The sequence below is a fragment of the Tepidimonas sp. HKU77 genome (genome assembly GCF_049728535.1).
Classification (GTDB): Bacteria; Pseudomonadota; Gammaproteobacteria; order Burkholderiales; family Burkholderiaceae_C; genus Tepidimonas.
Genome location: NZ_CP187300.1, coordinates 1,436,397 through 1,454,166, shown reverse-complemented (window position 1 = coordinate 1,454,166; position 17,770 = coordinate 1,436,397). Strand labels below are relative to the sequence as shown.

Here is a 17,770-nt window from a genome sequence, read left to right as displayed (position 1 = left end):
GGGGCTCTATTCAGTTGCGTTCCAGCTCGATGTCGATACCGAGCGAGCGGATTTCCTTGACCAGCACGTTGAACGATTCGGGCATGCCCGCATCGATCGCGTGCTCGCCCTTGACGATGCTTTCGTACACCTTGGTGCGGCCCTGCACGTCGTCGGACTTGACGGTGAGCATCTCCTGCAGCACGTACGACGCGCCGTAGGCTTCCAGCGCCCACACTTCCATCTCGCCGAAGCGCTGGCCACCGAACTGCGCCTTGCCACCCAGCGGCTGCTGCGTAACCAGCGAGTACGGGCCGGTGGAGCGCGCGTGCATCTTGTCGTCCACCAAGTGGTGCAGCTTCAGGTAGTGCATGTAGCCCACCGTGGTCTTGCGCTCCAGCGGGTCGCCGGTGCGGCCGTCGTACAGCTGCGCCTGCGTGCGCGACTCGGTCAGGCCCTTGGCCTTGGCCACCTCATCGGGGTAGGCGAGCTGCAGCATGGCGCGAATCTGCTCTTCGCTGGCGCCGTCGAACACGGGCGAGGCAAACGGCACCCCCTTGGTCAGCTCGCGCGCCATGGCGACGATTTCGTCGTCCGACAGCTCGTCGAGGTTCTCCTTGCGGCCCGTGGAGTTGTAGATCTTGTCCAGGAAGGCGCGGATCTCGGCCACCGCCGCTTGCCGTTGCAGCAGCTCGCCGATGCGCTCGCCCAGCCCCTTGGCCGCCCAGCCCAGGTGCACCTCCAGCACCTGCCCGATGTTCATGCGCGAGGGCACCCCCAGCGGGTTGAGCACGATATCCACCGGCGTGCCGTCGGCCATGTAGGGCATGTCTTCCACCGGCACGATCTTCGACACCACCCCCTTGTTGCCGTGGCGGCCGGCCATCTTGTCGCCGGGCTGCAGTCGGCGCTTGACGGCCAGGTAAACCTTGACCATCTTCAGCACCCCCGCGGGCAGCTCGTCGCCCTGGGTGAGCTTGCGGCGCTTCTCTTCAAAGGCCTGGTCGAAGCCGTGGCGCGTGGCCTCCAGCGCGTTCTTGATCGACTCCATCTGCGCGGCCACGTCGTCGTCGGCCACGCGGATGTCGAACCAGTGGTGTTTGTCGACCTCGGCCAGGTACTCGCGTGTGATGACGGTGCCCTTGGCCAGCTTCTTCGGGCCGCCATTGGCCTTTTTGCCCACCAGCAGCTTCTCCAGCCGGTCGTAGGCGTCGGCCTCGACGATGCGCAACTGGTCGTTGAGGTCGAGGCGGTAGCGCTTGAGCTCGTCGTCGATGATCTGCTGCGCCCGCTTGTCACGCTGGATGCCCTCGCGCGTGAAGACCTGCACGTCGATGACGGTGCCCTGCGAGCCCTGCTCCACGCGCAGCGAGGTGTCCTTGACGTCGGACGCTTTCTCGCCAAAGATCGCGCGCAGCAGCTTTTCCTCGGGCGTGAGCGTCGTCTCGCCCTTGGGCGTGACTTTACCCACCAGCACGTCACCGGGCTGCACCTCGGCGCCGACGTAGATGATGCCCGACTCGTCCAGCCGGTTGAGCTGCTGCTCGGACAGATTCGGAATGTCGCGCGTGATTTCCTCCGGCCCCAGTTTGGTGTCGCGCGCCATGACCACCAGCTCCTCGATGTGGATGCTGGTGTAGCGCTCCTCGGCCACCACCTTCTCGGAGATCAGGATCGAGTCCTCGAAGTTGTAGCCGTTCCAGGGCATGAAGGCGATCAGCATGTTCTGGCCGATCGAAATTTCGCCCAGATCGGTGGAAGCGCCATCCGCGATCACCGCGCCCTTGTGGATGCGCTCGCCCTTCTTGACGATGGGGCGCTGGTGGATGTTGGTGTTCTGGTTGGAGCGCTGGTACTTGATCAGGTTGTAGATGTCCACGCCCACTTCGCCCGCCACCGCCTCGTCGTCGTTGACGCGGATGACGATACGGGTGGCGTCGACGTAGTCCACCACGCCGCCGCGCTTGGCGGTGACGACGGTGCCCGAGTCGATCGCGGCCACACGCTCGATGCCCGTGCCAACCAAGGGCTTCTCGGGCCGCAGCACCGGCACCGCCTGGCGCGACATGTTGGCGCCCATGAGCGCGCGGTTGGCGTCGTCGTGCTCCAGGAACGGCACGAGCGAGGCCGCCACCGAGACGATCTGCGCGGGCGAGACGTCCATGTACTGCACGCGATCCGGCGTGGTCAGCACCGATTCGCCCTTCTCGCGTGCCGACACCAGCTCACCGACCAGGCGGCCTTCTTCGTCCAGCTCGGCGTTGGCCTGGGCGATGATGTACTTGCCCTCCTCGATGGCCGACAGATAGTCGATCTGGTCGGTCACCTTGCCGTCCACCACGCGGCGATACGGCGTCTCGATGAAGCCGTACTCGTTCAGCCGCGCGTACAGCGCCAGCGAGTTGATCAGGCCGATGTTGGGGCCTTCGGGGGTCTCGATCGGGCACACGCGACCGTAGTGCGTGACGTGCACGTCGCGCACCTCGAAGCCGGCGCGCTCGCGCGTCAGACCACCCGGGCCCAGGGCCGAGACGCGCCGCTTGTGCGTGATCTCGGCCAGCGGGTTGGTCTGGTCCATGAACTGCGACAGCTGGCTGGCGCCGAAAAACTCCTTGAGCGCGGCCGAGATCGGCTTGGAGTTGATCAGGTCGTGCGGCATCAGCGGCTCTTGTTCCGCTTGGCCCAGCCGCTCCTTGACCGCCTTTTCGATGCGCGCCAGCCCGGTGCGGAACTGGTTTTCGGCCAGTTCGCCCACGCAGCGTACGCGGCGGTTGCCCAGGTGGTCGATGTCATCCACCTCGCCCTTGCCGTTGCGCAGGTCCACCAGGATCTTGACCACGGCCATGATGTCCTCGTTGGTCAGGACCATCGGGCCTTCGGACGACTCACGGCCGACGCGGGCGTTGAACTTCATGCGCCCCACGCGCGACAGGTCGTACGTCTCCGGGTTGTAGAACAGGCGGTGGAACAGGGCCTGCACCGCGTCCTCGGTCGGCGGCTCGCCGGGGCGCATCATGCGGTAGATCGCCACCCGGGCAGCAAATTCGTCGGCCGTTTCATCGATGCGCAGCGTCTGGCTGATGTAGGGCCCTTGGTCCAGCTCGTTGGTGTAGATGCAGGGCAGCTCCTGGATGCCGGCCGAGCGCAGCTTCTTGAGCAGGGTTTCGGTCAGCTCGTCGTTGGCGCGCGCGATGATCTCACCGGTGTCGGGGTCGACGATATTTTTGGCCACCACCCGACCGATGAGGTAGTCCTCGGGCACGCTGATGTGGGTGGTGCCCGCCTGCTCCAGCTCACGCACGTGGCGCGCCGTGATGCGCTTGTCTTTGGCGACCACGACGCGGCCGTTGGCGTCGGTGATGTCGAAGCGCGCCACTTCGCCCTTGAGCCGCTCGGGCACGAAGGCCATCAACGCCCCGCTGTCCATCAGACGGAAGTGGTCGTTGACGTAGAAATTGGCCAGGATCGCCTCCGGCGTCAGGCCGATGGCCTTGAGCAGAATAGTCACCGGCATCTTGCGCCGGCGGTCGACGCGGAAGTACAGCAGATCCTTCGGGTCGAACTCGAAATCCAGCCACGAGCCGCGGTAGGGAATGATGCGGGCCGAGAACAGCAGCTTGCCCGAGCTGTGCGTCTTGCCCTTGTCGTGCTCGAAAAACACCCCCGGCGAACGGTGCAACTGGCTGACGATGACGCGCTCGGTGCCGTTGATGATGAAAGAGCCCTTGTCGGTCATCAGGGGCACCTCGCCCATGTAGACCTCTTGCTCCTTGACCTCTTTGACCACCTTGGACTGTGGCGTGGAGGCCTCGCGGTCGTAGATGATGAGCTGCACGCGCGCACGCACCGCCGACGCATACGTCAGGCCGCGCGTTTGGCATTCACGCACGTCGAACACCGGCTTGCCCAGCGTGTATTCGACGAACTTCATCTCGACATAGCCGTTGTGCGACACGATCGGAAACGCCGACTCGAACGCGGCTTGCAGGCCGACCGATTTGCGCTCGCGCGGCGGCACGTCGGCTTGCAGAAACGCCGTGTAGGCGTCCTTTTGCATCTGCAGCAGGTAGGGGATTTCCAACACGCTGTCGCGGCTGCCAAAGCTCTTGCGGATGCGCTTGCGTTCGGTGTAGGAGTATTGAGCCATGAGATCTCCGGGCTTGAGGTCTGCGGCGACTGACGGCGCACGGCGGGTGCGCGCCTGGGGGTTCTTGGCGACCGGCCCCTACCGGTCTCTGGGCAGACGGCCCACGCGCGGCGCGCAGGCCCGAACCAAGCGGTCTTGCTGCAGTCGGGGTCAGAAGACACGGCAAAGCGGTCGGCCATGTGACCGTTTTGCCGTGTGCTCTGCAAGCGGCAAAGGCTGGAGGCCCGCACAGGCACTCCAGCCCTTGGATGAAGAGCCAATTACTTGAGTTCGGCCTTCGCGCCGGCTTCTTCCAGCTTCTTCTTGGCGGCCTCGGCGTCGGCCTTGGGCATCGCTTCCTTGACGGTCTTGGGCGCGCCATCGACCAGGTCCTTGGCTTCCTTCAGACCCAGGCCGGTGATCTCGCGCACGGCCTTGATCACGCCCACCTTGTTCGAACCGGCTTCCTTGAGGATCAGGTCGAACTCGGTCTTTTCTTCGGCGGCCGGGGCGGCAGCGCCCGCAGCGGCAGCGGGGGCGGCCATGGCCGCGGCGCTCACGCCAAACTTCTCTTCGATCGCCTTGACCAGATCGTTGAGCTCCATCACCGTCATGGTGTCCAGAGCGGCCAGGAATGCGTCTTTGTCGAATGCCATGATGATTTCCTAAAAAACGGGTTGATTGGGAACGACCGAATTAGGCGGGCTGCGCCTCGCCCTTTTTCTCGGCCAGGGCCGCCACGACGCGCGCCAGGCGCGACACCGGCGACTGCATGAGGCCCAGCAACTGCGACAGCAGCACCTCCTTGGAGGGGATGCTCGCCAGCGACTTCACGCCGTTGACATCCAGCGGCTTGCCGGCGTAGACCCCACCGCGCAGGACCATCTTGTCGTTGGTCTTGGCGAACTCGACCACCACTTTCGCGGCGGCGACAGCGTCTTCCGAAAAGCCGTAGATGAGCGGACCGGTCATCTGGTCGGCGGCGACCTCGAAGGGCGTGCCAGCCAGGGCACGGCGCGCCAACGTGTTTTTCAGCACATTGACGGTCGCACCGGCCTTGCGGGCCTCGACACGCAACTTCGTGAGGTCGGCCACCGTGATGCCACGGTACTCGGCCATCACCAGCGTCTGCGCCTTCGCGGCCAGTGCCGACACTTGGTCGACGACGGCCTGCTTCTCACTGCGGTTCAGACTCAAGGTTGACTCCTTTGAGAACCCCTCCCGGCGAGGAGGGGGTTTCCCGATCACGCGACCCCGACCCCGGAGCCACGCACCTGTTGCAGCGATCAACCGTTTTCAGGAAACCGCACCGGCTCGACCCGGTACCCGATTCCATCCCGCGGCGGGATCGCCATCTGCGCTGGCTGTCGACCCGATCGTCGACACTTAAGTGAGCCGATGGCCCACACCAGCGGTCTCGGATGGCTTCGCCACACCTGGGCAGACGCGGCGAACCCACCACACACTCGCGCCATGCGCACAGCAGCCACTGCACGCGTGACGCGGATTCCATTCAGCCCGCAGCCGTCACCGTCTGCGGATCGACCCGCACGCCCACGCCCATGGTCGACGACACGGCGATCTTGCGCAGGTACTGACCCTTGGCCGCAGCCGGCTTGGCCTTGTTGAGCGCTTCGATCAACGCCGCCAGGTTGCCCTGCAGCTTCTCGGTGTCGAACGACCGACGGCCGATGGTGGTATGCACGATGCCCGCCTTGTCGACGCGGAACTGCACCTGACCCGCCTTGGCATTGCGCACCGCGGTGGCCACGTCCGGCGTCACGGTGCCCACCTTGGGGTTGGGCATCAGGCCACGCGGACCCAGAATCTGACCCAGCGTGCCGACGACGCGCATCGCGTCGGGGGCAGCGATCACGACGTCGAAATCGATGTTGCCGGCCTTGACCTGTGCCGCCAGGTCGTCGAAACCGACGACGTCGGCACCGGCAGCCTTGGCCTCTTCCGCTTTGGCGCCCTGAGCAAACACCGCGACCCGCTTGGTCTTGCCGGTACCATTGGGCAGCACCACGGCGCCACGCACGACTTGGTCCGACTTGCGGGGATCGACGCCGAGTTGCACGGCGACGTCGACCGATTCATCGAATTTGGCGGTGGCGCATTCCTTGACGATGGCCAGCGCCTCGGGCAGCGGATACAGCTTGGTCGAGTCGACCTTGCCTTGCAGGGCCTTTTGCTTTTTGGTCAGTTTCGCCATCTCACAGCCCCTCCACGATCACACCCATCGAACGCGCCGAACCAGCGATCGTGCGCACGGCGGCATCCAGATCGGCAGCGGTCATGTCCTTCATCTTGGTCTTGGCGATTTCCTCGAGCTGCGCGCGCGTGATCTTGCCGACCTTCTGCGCATGCGGCTTGGACGAGCCCTTGTCCAACTTGATCGCCTTCTTGATCAGCGTGGTCGCCGGCGGCGTCTTGATGATGAAGGTGAAGCTCTTGTCCGCGTAGGCGGTGATGACCACCGGCAGCGGCAGACCGGGCTCCATGCCCTGGGTCTGGGCGTTGAACGCCTTGCAGAACTCCATGATGTTGAGGCCGCGCTGACCCAGCGCCGGACCGATCGGGGGAGAGGGGTTGGCTTTACCCGCTGGCACCTGCAGCTTGATGAAGCCGACGATTTTTTTGGCCATGAGTGATACGCTCCTGCGAGTGCTGTCGGCATCGCGCGCCCCAAGGGACGCTCGTCACCTCCTCGCACCAAGACCCGGATATCTCTTTCGGCCGCACTGGGCAGCCGCCGCACCGTCGCCGAGCCGACCCCGACAGCACGAAGCCCGCGCACGGCTGCGCAGGCTGAAGAACTTGGCATTATAGCGCGTTTTCGGAAATGCGCTAGGCGCTGCGGCAAGCGCCGACGCGCTTCAGGTCTTCTCCACCTGATTGAAGTCGAGCTCGACCGGGGTCGCGCGACCAAAGATCGTGACCGACACGCGCAGCTTGTTCTTCTCGTAGTTGACTTCTTCGACGGAGCCGTTGAAGTCGGCGAAGGGTCCTTCCTTGACGCGCACCAGCTCGCCCACCTGGAACTCGACCTTGTGGCGAGGACGGTCCGCCCCCTCCTGCATCTGGCCAATGATCTTTTGCACTTCCTCTTCGGAAATCGGCGAGGGTCGGTTGCGCGCGCCGCCGACGAAACCCGTCACCTTGCTGGTGTTCTTGACCAAGTGCCAAGTGTCGTCGTCCATCACCATTTCCACCAGCACGTAGCCGGGGAAAAACTTGCGCTCGGTGGTGCGCTTGACACCGTTTTTGATCTCGACGACCTCTTCGGTCGGCACCAGGATGCGACCGAACTTGTGTTGCATGCCCGCGCGCTGCACGCGCTCGAGGATATTGCGCTCGGCCGCCTTTTCCATCCCGGAATACGCATGCACGACATACCAGCGCATGCCTTCGGCGGGCGTCGCGCTCATCGGGGGCGTTGCGTTCGCTTCGCTCATATTCACCTCCAACCCAGGATGAGGCCGTAGAGCACCCACTCCAGCAGCTTGTCCGTCAGCCACAGAAACAACGCCATGACCACGACGAACGCAAAGACGTAGGCGGTCATCTGCGTGGCCTCCTTGCGGGTCGGCCAGACGACCTTTTTGACTTCCTTGATGGCATCACGCCCGAAGGCGATGAGCCGCTGCCCCGGCGTGGCGGTAGCGCCGATACCCAGCGCGACACCGATCGCCACCAGCAGCACGGCCCACTGCACCCAAGCCCCTTGGGCCTTGAGCCAATAAAAACCCACGAATCCGAGCAGCACACACAGCGCGACGGCGGCCAGTTTGGCCTTGTCCGCGCTGCTGCTGACGGTTTCGATTTCCGTAGAGGCCATCGCCCACACCTTCATTGACTGAAACCACGCGCCAGACGCCGCGCACCAGAAACACAAGCCCGCTGCGGTCCGGGGACACGGGCGGGCTTGGACGATGCAACCAGTGACGTGGCGCGCATCACCGGGTGGCAGGGGCAGAGGGAATCGAACCCCCAACCTTCGGTTTTGGAGACCGACGCTCTGCCAATTGAGCTATGCCCCTTCAGCGACTGGCCACGGATCGCGGCCAGCCACGCCTATGCTATCACTCGATGATCTTGGACACCACGCCGGCGCCGACGGTGCGGCCGCCTTCGCGGATCGCAAAGCGCAGGCCCTCTTCCATCGCGATCGGGGCGATCAGCTTGACCGTGATGGTCACGTTGTCGCCCGGCATCACCATCTCTTTGTCCTTGGGCAGCTCGATGGCACCCGTCACATCGGTGGTGCGGAAGTAGAACTGCGGCCGGTAGTTGTTGAAAAACGGCGTGTGGCGGCCGCCTTCTTCCTTGGACAGCACGTAGACTTCGCCCACGAAGTGGGTGTGCGGCGTGATGGAGCCGGGCTTGGCCAGCACTTGGCCGCGCTCGACTTCTTCGCGCTTGGTGCCGCGCAGCAGAATGCCAACGTTGTCGCCCGCCTGGCCCTGGTCGAGCAGCTTGCGGAACATCTCCACGCCGGTGCAGGTGGTCTTGGTCGTCGGGCGCAGACCCACGATCTCGATTTCGTCACCGACTTTGATGATGCCGCGCTCGACACGCCCGGTCACCACGGTGCCGCGACCGGAGATCGAGAACACGTCTTCGATGGGCATCAGGAACGGCTGGTCCACCGCGCGCTCGGGCGTGGGGATGTAGGTGTCCAGCGCCTCGGCGAGTTTCAGGATGGCTTGCTCGCCCAGCTCGCCTTTGTCGCCTTCGAGCGCCAGCTTCGCCGAGCCCTTGACGATGGGGATGTCGTCGCCGGGGAACTCGTACTTGGAGAGCAGCTCGCGCACTTCCATCTCGACGAGCTCGAGCAGCTCGGCGTCGTCGACCATGTCGCACTTGTTGAGGAAGACGATGATGTAGGGCACTCCAACCTGGCGCGCCAGCAGGATGTGCTCGCGGGTTTGCGGCATGGGGCCGTCGGCGGCCGACACGACCAGGATGGCGCCGTCCATCTGGGCGGCACCCGTGATCATGTTCTTGACGTAGTCAGCGTGGCCGGGGCAGTCGACGTGCGCGTAGTGGCGGTTGGCGGTTTCGTATTCGACGTGCGCGGTGTTGATGGTGATGCCGCGCGCCTTTTCTTCGGGCGCCGCGTCGATTTCGTCGTACTTCTTGGCTTGGCCGCCGAACTTGGACGCCAGCACCGTCGTGATCGCCGCCGTCAGCGTCGTCTTGCCGTGGTCCACGTGACCAATCGTGCCCACGTTGACGTGCGGCTTGGTCCGCTCGAATTTCTCTTTTGCCATCGTTACCGCTCCGAATGGATGTTTGCCGAACTCACTCACACGCCCCTGCGTGGGGCGAAGACATTTGTGCTGGTGCCCATGGGCAGGATCGAACTGCCGACCTCTCCCTTACCAAGGGAGTGCTCTACCACTGAGCCACATGGGCTTGCGACCGCCTCGCGACGACCACAAAAAACCTTCGCGAAACCCAGTCACCGGCGCGTCGCTGGAGCGGGAGACGGGAATCGAACCCGCGTCATCAGCTTGGAAGGCTGAGGTTCTACCATTGAACTACTCCCGCGGACCATTTCCAAGCCAACCCGCAAGATTCGGACACGGGCCGCCACCGCCTTCACTCTGGCCAACACAACCGGCATCGCTGGTGGAGGGGGTTGGATTCGAACCAACGTAGGCGTAAGCCAACAGATTTACAGTCTGCCCCCTTTAGCCACTCGGGCACCCCTCCGGCGAGAGCCCCAGATTATGCCACGTTTTGTTGGCCGTTTTCGGCCTGGGCTGAAAATTGTTGAACGACCGACGCCGCCCACAGGGCGATGCGGCCAGCCGTATCGGCCGCGCCGCGGATGCCGTTGATGCTGCGCTGGCTCAAGTGGCGCTCGCAGGCCACCGCCGCGCGCAGCCGGCCGTCGGCGCGCAGCGCGCGCACCGCTTCGTGCGCCTGCACACCGCACGCCACCACCCATTGCAAGCCGGCCAGCTCGCGGGCCAGGCGCTCCAGGTTGTCGGGCTGCAGCACCTCGGCCACGGTCGGCACCGAGCGCCCCGTCAAGTCGGGATATTCGACCCGTGGCCAGGCGTTGGTCACCACGTAGTCCACGCGCTGCGCCGACGCGAACCGATGCGGGTCGAGCCGCTGCAGTGCGACGAGCGCACGCGCCAGGTTGGCGCCCGTGCCCGCCGCGCAGGGGTAGCCGCGCTGGGCTTCGAACCGGCCTGGACAGATGAAGACGAAACCGGTGCGCGCCCCCGGACACGGCTGGTGGTGCGGCGTCGCCCCAGACGCCAGCGGCAGCGGCGCGCTCATGCCGGATCGAACAGTTGGGCCAGCGCCAAGCCGGGGTCGGGCGCACGCATGAACGCCTCGCCCACCAAGAAGGCGTGCACGCCCGCATCGCGCAACCGCCGCACGTCGTCGCGCTGCACGATGCCGCTTTCGGTGACCAGCAGGCGATCGGCGGACACGCGCGGCAGCAGGTTCAGCGTCGTCTCCAGCGAGACCTCGAAGGTGCGCAGGTCGCGGTTGTTGACACCGATGAGCGGGGTGCGCAAGCGCAGCGCGCGGTCGAGCTCGGCGGCGTCGTGCACTTCCACCAGCACCGCCATGCCCAGTTCGTGCGCGATGGCCTCGAAGTCGGCCATCTGCGCATCGTCCAGACACGCCGCGATGAGCAAAATGGCGTCGGCACCCCACGCACGCGCCTGCCAGACCTGGTAGGCGTCGACGATAAAGTCCTTGCGCAGCGCGGGCAGCGCCGCCGCCTCGCGCGCCTGGCGCAGGTAGGCCGGGTGGCCCTGGAAATAGGGCTGGTCGGTCAGCACCGACAGGCAGGCGGCACCGAAGCGGGCGTAGCTGGCCGCGATCGCGGCGGGGTCGAAGTCGGCGCGCAGCACGCCCTTGGAGGGGCTGGCTTTCTTGACCTCGGCGATGACGGCGGCGCGGCCCGCGGCGACCTTGGCGCGCAGCGCGCCGACGAAATCACGCGGCGGATCGTCGCGCCGTGCGGCTTCGGCGCGCCCGCGCAGCGTGGGCAGCGGTTCGGCGGCACGGGCGGTGGCGACCTCCTCGCGCTTGGTGGCGCAGATGCGCTGCAGGATGTCGCTCATGCGGCAGCCTCCGCGCCCAGGCGGTGCGCCGTGGTGACGAGTTGCTCGAGCTTGGCTTTGGCCGCGCCACTGGTGAGCGCCGCGCGGGCACGCTCGATGCCAGCGGCGATGGAATCCACCACGTCGGCAGCGTAGAGCGCAACCCCGGCATTGAAGACGACGATGTCGGCGGCCGGCCCCGACTCGCCGTCGAGCACCGCCAGCAGCCGCGCGCGCGACTCCTCGGGCGTGGCGACCTGGAATGCCCGGTGGCTGGCCATCGCCAGGCCAAAATCCTCGGGGTGGATGTCGTACTCGACGATCTCGCCGTCCTTGAGCTCGCCGACCAAGGTGGCGGCACCGAGGCTGACCTCGTCCATGCCGTCGCGGCCATGCACGACCAGCGCATGCCGCGCCCCCAGGCGCTGCAACACGCGCACCTGGATGCCCACCAGATCCGGGTGGAACACGCCCATCAGGATATGGGGCGCACCCGCCGGATTGGTCAATGGCCCGAGGATGTTGAACAGCGTTTTGACCCCCATCTCGCGCCGCACCGGGGCCACGTTTTTCATGGCCGGGTGGTGGTTGGGCGCGAACATGAAGCCGATGCCCACCTCCTCGATGCAGCGTGCGATCGCCGCAGGCGGCAGCTGGATGTTGACGCCCAGGCTCTCGAGCACGTCGGCGCTGCCGGATTTGCTGCTGACGCTGCGCCCGCCATGCTTGCTGACCCGCGCACCCGCGGCGGCGGCCACGAACATGGCACAGGTCGAGATGTTGAAGGTGTGCGCGCCGTCCCCACCCGTGCCCACGATATCGACCAGGTGCGTCGTGTCCGGCACGTGCACCGGGGTGGCGAATTCGCGCATCACCTGCGCTGCGGCGGTGATCTCGCCGATCGTCTCCTTCTTGACACGCAAGCCGGTGAGGATGGCCGCAATCATGAGCGGCGAGACCTCGCCGGCCATGATCAGCCGCATCAGGTGCAGCATCTCATCGTGAAAAATCTCGCGGTGCTCGATGACGCGCTGCAGCGCTTCCTGGGGCGTGATGTGGTGGCGATGGGACATGAAAGACCTCCGAGGGGACGGGAATCGAGGCGCACGCTAGGTGGACGGCCCAGCGCGGCCGCCGGATTCAGGGGGCCAGCAGAAAATTTCGCAACAGCGCGTGGCCGTGTTCGGACAGCACGCTTTCGGGGTGGAACTGTACCCCGTGCACCGGCAGCTCGCGGTGCTGCACGCCCATGATCTCGCCGTCGTCGCACCAAGCGGTGATGGTCAATACCGCGGGCAGCGTGGCGCGGTCGATGGCCAGCGAGTGGTAACGGTTGACGGTGAACTGGCGCGGCAACCCGGCAAAGAGCCCGCTTTGCGTGGTGGTGATGACACTCGTCTTGCCGTGCATGAGCTCGCGCGCGCGCACGATGGTGCCGCCGAACGCCGCACCAATGCTTTGGTGCCCCAGACACACGCCCAGGATGGGTACGCGCCCGGCGAAGTGGCGAATCGCCGCCACCGAGATGCCGGCTTCCGCCGGCGAGCACGGCCCCGGCGAAATCACCAGCCGATCGGGCGCGCGCGCGGCGATGCCCTCTAGCGTGATCTCGTCGTTGCGAAACACCTCCACCTCGGCCCCGAGCTCGCCGAAGTACTGCACCAAGTTGTAGGTGAACGAGTCGTAGTTGTCGATCATCAATAACCGAAGGCTCATACCCGCCCCTCCTCGACGAGTTCGGCCGCGCGCAACAACGCGCGCGCCTTGTGTTCGGTCTCCTGCCACTCGAGCGCGGGCACCGAGTCGGCGACCACGCCAGCCGCGGCCTGCACGTACAGCGTGCCGTCGTGCACGACACCGGTGCGAATCGCGATCGCCAGGTCCATGTCGCCTGCATAGCTCAAGTAGCCCACTGCGCCACCATAGATGCCGCGCTTGGTCGGCTCGAGCCGGTCGATCAGCTCCATGGCGTGTACCTTGGGTGCACCGGTCAGCGTGCCAGCAGGGAAGGTCGCGCGCAGCACGTCCATGTTGTCGAGGCCCGGGCGCAGCACGCCTTCGACGTTGCTGACGATGTGCATCACATGGCTGTAGCGCTCGACGGCGAATGCCTCGGTGACGCGCACGCTGCCGATCTCGGCGATGCGCCCGATGTCGTTGCGCGCCAGGTCGATGAGCATGACGTGCTCGGCACGCTCCTTCGGGTCGGCGAGCAACTCCTGCTCGGCGGCCTTGTCCAGCTCGGGCGTGGCGCCGCGCGGGCGGGTGCCCGCCAGCGGGCGGATGGTGACCTTGACGCCCTGCGGCGTGCGCTCTTGCCGCACCAGGATTTCGGGCGAGGCGCCGATGACGTGCAAATCACTGCCGCGCGCGTCCGCCCCCGCCAGGTTGTAGTAGTACATGTAGGGGCTGGGGTTGAGGGAGCGCAGCGCGCGGTACAGGCTCAGCGGCGGATGGGCAAACGGCTTGTGCATGCGCTGGCCGATCACGATCTGCATGAAATCGCCCTGCTGGATCAGCGCCTTGGCCTGCTCCACCGCGGCCATGAAATCGGCCTGGGTGCGCTCGTGCGTCGCGGCCACGGGAGCGGCGGGCTCGAGCGTCGGCACGCCGACCGGCGCGCGCAGGCGCTCGGCCAACACCTGCAGCCGCTGCTGGGCGTGCGCGTAGGCGTCGGGCTCAGCCGGGTCTGCATAGACGATCAGATACAGACGGCCGGATAGGTTGTCGATGACGGCCAGCTCCTCGGTTTGCAGCAGCACGATGTCGGGCAACCCCAGCGGGTCGGGCGGGCAGGTGCCGACCAGCTTGGGCTCGATGTGGCGCACCGTGTCGTAGCCGAAATAGCCCGCCAGGCCGCCGCAAAACCGCGGCAATCCCGACAGGGGCGCGACGCGAAAGCGCCGCTGATACGCCGCGATGGCGTCGAGCGGGTTGCCGCCAATTGTCTCGATGACGGCGCCGTCGCGCACCACCTCGGTGCGGGCGGCATCACCAAAACCGCTGCTGCGCAGCCAGGTGCGCGCGGGCAGACCGATGATGCTGTAGCGGCCGAAGCGCTCGCCACCGACGACCGATTCGAGCAAAAAGCTGTTGCGCCCGCCGTCGCTGGCATGGGCGAGCTTGAGGTAGAGCGACAGGGGCGTGTCGAGGTCGGCCAGCGCCTCGGCGACGAGCGGGATGCGGTGGTGGCCGAGGTCGGCCAAGCGGCGGAATTCCTGTTCGGTGATCACGGCAATCGGGCTCCGGGCGGGGGGCGGCCGGCGATCCACTGCGGGCGGTCGGCGCGGCCGGTGAAGATCCTACGGGGCCGGTCGGGACAACCGGCGAGGCGGCTCGAACATCCCACTGCCAGGGGGCAGGAGCCCGGCCGCACGAGAGGGGCTCGAGGGAATCAGACGCGCGTCGTTGGCTGACGCCAAGGCCAAGCCTCCCGGCGGCCGGTCTTGAGGGCGGCCGCCCGGCGAGCGTCGAACAGGCTGCGCGCAGCGAACATGCGCACAGTGTAGCAAAGGCGTGCCAGGCCTGGCCATGCGCCGACAGCCGGGACGGCCCTATGATGGTGGGTTGCCCGGCTTTGGCCTTGATCACTCCAACGCATGACCCCGCTGCCCGTCTCGCCCCCGCCAGCCCCGCCCGAGCGCTACATCCGCGTGCGCGGCGCACGCACGCACAACCTGCGCAACCTGGACCTGGACATCCCGAAGGATGCGCTGGTCGTGATCACCGGCCTGTCGGGCTCGGGCAAGTCGAGCCTGGCCTTCGACACGCTGTACGCCGAGGGGCAACGCCGCTACGTCGAGAGCCTGTCGGCCTACGCGCGGCAGTTTCTGGAGCGTATGGACAAGCCCGACGTGGACCTGATCGAGGGACTGAGCCCCGCCATCGCCATCGAACAGAAGGCCACCAGCCACAACCCACGCTCGACGGTCGGCACGGTCACCGAGATCCACGACTACCTGCGCCTGCTGTTCGCACGCGCTGGGGTGCCCTATTGCCCGCACCACGATCTGCCCCTGCAAGCCCAGACCGTGAGTCAGATGGTCGATGCGCTGCTGGCACTGCCGCCCGAGGCGCGGCTGATGCTGCTGGCCCCGGTGGTGGCACCCGATGCAGACGGGGCGGCGGCCGCGTTGCGCGGCCTGCAGGCGCAGGGATTCGTGCGTTTTCGCATCGATGGCGACGTGGTCGAGGGCGACGAAGCGCACCAACGCCTGCGCCCCGGCGCGGCGCTGGAAGTGGTGGTCGACCGCTTGAAGGTGCGGCCCGACGCACGCCAACGCCTCGCCGACAGCCTCGAGGCCGCGCTGCGCGTGGGTGGCGGCAAGGCGCGCGCACTCGAACTGGAGACGCAAACGCTACACGCGTGGTCGGCGCGCCCCGCGTGCCCGGTGTGCGACCACACGCAAGCGCCGCCCGAGCCGCGGCTGTTTTCCTTCAACGCCCCACAGGGCGCCTGCCCGCGCTGCGACGGGCTGGGACACGTCGAGCTGTTCGACGCCACGCGCGTGGTGGCCTTCCCCGAGCTCAGCCTGGCCAGCGGCGCCATCAAAGGCTGGGACCGGCGCAACGCACACGCTTTCGCCCTCATCGAAAGCCTGGCGGCCCACTACGGCTTCGACCCCGAAACGCCATGGAACGCGCTGCCCGAGTCGGTGCGGCACGTGCTGCTGCACGGCAGCGGCAACGAGACGATCGCCTTTCACTACACCGCCGACGGCGGGCGGCGCGTAACCCAGCGCCACCCCTTCGAGGGCATCCTGCCCAACTTCGAGCGCCGCTGGCGCGACACCGACTCGGTCGCCGTGCGCGAGGAACTGGGCCGATACCGCAGCACCCATGCCTGCCCCGCATGCGGCGGGACCCGGTTGCGCCCCGAGGCGCTGCAGGTCTATCTGGGCGAGGGCGAGCAGCGGCGCCACATCCACGCCATCACCCAGATGACGCTGGCCGAGGCGCTGGCGTACTTCGACGGTCTGCGGCTGCACGGGGCGCGCGCCGAGATCGCCAGCAAAGTGGTGCGCGAAATCCAGGCGCGGCTGCGCTTCCTCAACGACGTGGGGCTGCCGTACCTGACCCTGGCGCGCAGCGCAGACACGCTCTCCGGCGGCGAGGCGCAGCGCATCCGACTGGCCAGCCAGATCGGCTCGGGCCTCAGCGGCGTGATGTATGTGCTCGATGAGCCCAGCATCGGCCTGCACCAGCGCGACAACGACCGCCTGATCGCCACGCTGCTGCGCCTGCGCGATCTGGGCAATACGGTCATCGTGGTCGAACATGACGAAGACATCATGCGCGCCGCCGACCACCTGATCGACCTGGGCCCCGGCGCGGGCGTGCACGGCGGCCAGGTGCTCGCGCAAGGCCACTGGACGGCGGTGGCGGCCGAGCCGTCATCGGTCACGGGCCAGTACCTGTCCGGGCGGCGTCGTATTCCGGTGCCCGAGCGACGCTTGGCCTGGGTGCCCAACCCCTCGGCACCGGCGGCCGCGCCGTCCCCTGCGCGGCGCGGCGGCTGGCCCACGCAGGCCACTCGTGCCAGCGCTGATCGGCCAGCGCTCGACACCCCGCCGCCCACGGGCGCGGCGCTGCGGCTGGTGGGAGCGCGCGGGCACAACCTGCGCAACGTCACGGTGGCGTTTCCGGTCGGGCGCTTCATCTGCGTCACGGGGGTGAGCGGCTCGGGCAAATCCACGCTGGTCAACGACACGCTGCTGCGCGCCGTGGCACGCCACCTCTACCGCAGCCACGATGAGCCCGAGCCCTTCGAAGCGATCGAAGGGCTGGAGCACTTCGACAAGGTGATCGCGGTGGACCAAAGCCCGATCGGGCGCACCCCGCGCTCCAACCCGGCTACCTACACGGGGCTGTTCACCACCATCCGTGAGCTGCTCGCCGAGACCCCAGCCGCCCGCGAGCGCGGCTGGGGGCCGGGGCGCTTTAGCTTCAATGTGGCGGGCGGCCGCTGCGAAGCCTGCCAGGGCGACGGCGTGGTGAAGGTGGAAATGCACTTCCTGCCCGACGTGTACGTGCCCTGCGACGTCTGTGGCGGCCGCCGCTACAACCGCGAGACGCTCGAAGTGCGCTACAAGGGGCGCCACATCGCCGAGATCCTCGACCTCACGGTCGAGCAGGCGCACGCCTTCTTTGCGGCCGTGCCGACCCTGCAGCGCAAGCTACAGACCCTGCTCGACGTCGGGCTGGGTTACCTGCGCCTGGGCCAGAGCGCCACCACGCTGTCGGGTGGGGAAGCGCAGCGCGTCAAGCTGGCGCAAGAGCTGTCCAAGCGCGACACCGGCCGCACGCTCTATATCCTGGACGAGCCCACGACCGGTCTGCACTTCGCCGACATCGAGCTGCTGCTGCAGGTGCTGCATCGGCTGCGCGACGCGGGCAACACCATTGTCGTCATCGAGCACAACCTCGACGTCATCAAGACGGCCGACTGGATCATCGACATGGGGCCCGAAGGTGGCGCGGGCGGTGGGACGGTCGTGACCTGCGGCACGCCGGAAGCCGTGGCGGCACACCCCGACAGCCACACGGGCCGCTACTTGGCTCGGGTGCTGGCGCGAGGGTGACCCCC

The 17,770-nt window shown here is 66.9% G+C and carries 13 protein-coding genes, 4 tRNA genes and 2 pseudogenes; 1 reads left to right on the top strand and 18 read right to left on the bottom strand.

All coding sequences use genetic code 11. The annotated features are described in order from the left end of the window. Window positions 1-10: 10 nt before the first annotated feature. The 18 genes and pseudogenes from rpoB to ACPP3B_RS06885 form a co-directional block, all read right to left on the bottom strand. Window positions 11-4,126 (bottom strand): DNA-directed RNA polymerase subunit beta, encoded by a 4,116-nt coding sequence (gene rpoB, locus ACPP3B_RS06970; protein ID WP_424858560.1) that lies wholly within the window; start codon window positions 4,124-4,126, stop codon window positions 11-13. A 260-nt stretch (window positions 4,127-4,386) separates the two neighbouring features. Continuing rightward, window positions 4,387-4,761 (bottom strand): 50S ribosomal protein L7/L12, encoded by a 375-nt coding sequence (gene rplL, locus ACPP3B_RS06965; protein WP_314226260.1) that lies wholly within the window; start codon window positions 4,759-4,761, stop codon window positions 4,387-4,389. Window positions 4,762-4,801: 40 nt separating this feature from the next. Continuing rightward, entirely contained in the window at window positions 4,802-5,302 is a 501-nt protein-coding gene (gene rplJ, locus ACPP3B_RS06960) for a 50S ribosomal protein L10 (RefSeq protein WP_314226261.1), read from the bottom strand. Between the two features lie 316 nt (window positions 5,303-5,618). After that, entirely contained in the window at window positions 5,619-6,320 is a 702-nt protein-coding gene (gene rplA / locus ACPP3B_RS06955; RefSeq protein WP_424858559.1) for a 50S ribosomal protein L1, read from the bottom strand. Window position 6,321: 1 nt separating this feature from the next. Continuing rightward, window positions 6,322-6,753 carry a 50S ribosomal protein L11 gene (gene rplK, locus ACPP3B_RS06950; protein ID WP_132962721.1) on the bottom strand — a complete coding sequence of 144 codons (432 nt, stop codon included), beginning with the start codon at window positions 6,751-6,753 and terminating at the stop codon, window positions 6,322-6,324. 231 nt (window positions 6,754-6,984) lie between these two features. Further along, window positions 6,985-7,563: a transcription termination/antitermination protein NusG gene (nusG, locus tag ACPP3B_RS06945; RefSeq protein WP_314226263.1), complete on the bottom strand. Its 579-nt coding sequence runs from the start codon at window positions 7,561-7,563 to the stop codon at window positions 6,985-6,987. Window positions 7,564-7,565: 2 nt separating this feature from the next. After that, window positions 7,566-7,946 (bottom strand): preprotein translocase subunit SecE, encoded by a 381-nt coding sequence (secE, locus tag ACPP3B_RS06940; RefSeq protein WP_424858558.1) that lies wholly within the window; start codon window positions 7,944-7,946, stop codon window positions 7,566-7,568. A gap of 126 nt (window positions 7,947-8,072) precedes the next feature. Further along, a tRNA-Trp gene (locus ACPP3B_RS06935) sits at window positions 8,073-8,148 on the bottom strand. A gap of 42 nt (window positions 8,149-8,190) precedes the next feature. Then, on the bottom strand, window positions 8,191-9,381 hold the full coding sequence (gene tuf / locus ACPP3B_RS06930) for an elongation factor Tu (RefSeq protein WP_424858557.1): 1,191 nt from the start codon (window positions 9,379-9,381) through the stop codon (window positions 8,191-8,193). Between the two features lie 70 nt (window positions 9,382-9,451). Continuing rightward, window positions 9,452-9,526: transfer RNA gene (locus ACPP3B_RS06925), tRNA-Thr, on the bottom strand. Window positions 9,527-9,587: 61 nt separating this feature from the next. Further along, window positions 9,588-9,661, bottom strand: a tRNA-Gly gene (locus ACPP3B_RS06920). Window positions 9,662-9,740: 79 nt separating this feature from the next. Next, window positions 9,741-9,826, bottom strand: a tRNA-Tyr gene (locus tag ACPP3B_RS06915). A gap of 15 nt (window positions 9,827-9,841) precedes the next feature. Beyond that, the gene (locus tag ACPP3B_RS06910; protein WP_299019015.1) at window positions 9,842-10,405 is read right to left on the bottom strand and encodes a hypothetical protein; all 564 of its coding nucleotides are present in this window, start codon (window positions 10,403-10,405) and stop codon (window positions 9,842-9,844) included. Continuing rightward, a complete protein-coding gene (gene trpC, locus ACPP3B_RS06905) occupies window positions 10,402-11,205 on the bottom strand; it encodes an indole-3-glycerol phosphate synthase TrpC (protein ID WP_314226561.1) in 804 nt (267 codons plus the stop codon). Before trpC ends, ACPP3B_RS06910 begins: the two co-directional genes overlap by 4 nt. Then, on the bottom strand, window positions 11,202-12,257 hold the full coding sequence (gene trpD, locus ACPP3B_RS06900; protein ID WP_299019019.1) for an anthranilate phosphoribosyltransferase: 1,056 nt from the start codon (window positions 12,255-12,257) through the stop codon (window positions 11,202-11,204). Before trpD ends, trpC begins: the two co-directional genes overlap by 4 nt. A 67-nt stretch (window positions 12,258-12,324) precedes the next feature. Then, complete coding sequence (locus ACPP3B_RS06895) at window positions 12,325-12,900, bottom strand: anthranilate synthase component II (protein WP_314226559.1); 576 nt, start codon at window positions 12,898-12,900, stop codon at window positions 12,325-12,327. Further along, window positions 12,897-13,739 (bottom strand): annotated as a pseudogene (locus tag ACPP3B_RS06890) (anthranilate synthase component I family protein); the annotation flags it as partial. The pseudogene ACPP3B_RS06890 and the gene ACPP3B_RS06895, both read right to left, overlap by 4 nt. Window positions 13,740-13,837: 98 nt before the next feature. Next, window positions 13,838-14,417: pseudogene (locus ACPP3B_RS06885) on the bottom strand (anthranilate synthase component I); the annotation flags it as partial. Between the two features lie 366 nt (window positions 14,418-14,783). Between ACPP3B_RS06885 and uvrA the strand changes: the two are divergent. Next, entirely contained in the window at window positions 14,784-17,765 is a 2,982-nt protein-coding gene (uvrA, locus tag ACPP3B_RS06880; RefSeq protein ID WP_424858556.1) for an excinuclease ABC subunit UvrA, read from the top strand. The last annotated feature ends 5 nt before the right edge of the window (window positions 17,766-17,770 follow it).

What these genes read in the sequence shown, in the direction of transcription:
- nusG (WP_314226263.1), bottom strand. Translation starts at nt 7,563, where the DNA reads ATGAGCGAAGCGAACGCAACGCCCCCGATGAGCGCGACGCCCGCCGAA.
- ACPP3B_RS06895 (WP_314226559.1), bottom strand. Translation starts at nt 12,900, where the DNA reads ATGAGCCTTCGGTTATTGATGATCGACAACTACGACTCGTTCACCTAC.
- uvrA (WP_424858556.1), top strand. Translation starts at nt 14,784, where the DNA reads ATGACCCCGCTGCCCGTCTCGCCCCCGCCAGCCCCGCCCGAGCGCTAC.
- trpC (WP_314226561.1), bottom strand. Translation starts at nt 11,205, where the DNA reads ATGAGCGACATCCTGCAGCGCATCTGCGCCACCAAGCGCGAGGAGGTC.
- trpD (WP_299019019.1), bottom strand. Translation starts at nt 12,257, where the DNA reads ATGTCCCATCGCCACCACATCACGCCCCAGGAAGCGCTGCAGCGCGTC.
- tuf (WP_424858557.1), bottom strand. Translation starts at nt 9,381, where the DNA reads ATGGCAAAAGAGAAATTCGAGCGGACCAAGCCGCACGTCAACGTGGGC.
- rplA (WP_424858559.1), bottom strand. Translation starts at nt 6,320, where the DNA reads ATGGCGAAACTGACCAAAAAGCAAAAGGCCCTGCAAGGCAAGGTCGAC.
- secE (WP_424858558.1), bottom strand. Translation starts at nt 7,946, where the DNA reads ATGGCCTCTACGGAAATCGAAACCGTCAGCAGCAGCGCGGACAAGGCC.
- rplK (WP_132962721.1), bottom strand. Translation starts at nt 6,753, where the DNA reads ATGGCCAAAAAAATCGTCGGCTTCATCAAGCTGCAGGTGCCAGCGGGT.
- ACPP3B_RS06910 (WP_299019015.1), bottom strand. Translation starts at nt 10,405, where the DNA reads ATGAGCGCGCCGCTGCCGCTGGCGTCTGGGGCGACGCCGCACCACCAG.
- rplL (WP_314226260.1), bottom strand. Translation starts at nt 4,761, where the DNA reads ATGGCATTCGACAAAGACGCATTCCTGGCCGCTCTGGACACCATGACG.
- rpoB (WP_424858560.1), bottom strand. Translation starts at nt 4,126, where the DNA reads ATGGCTCAATACTCCTACACCGAACGCAAGCGCATCCGCAAGAGCTTT.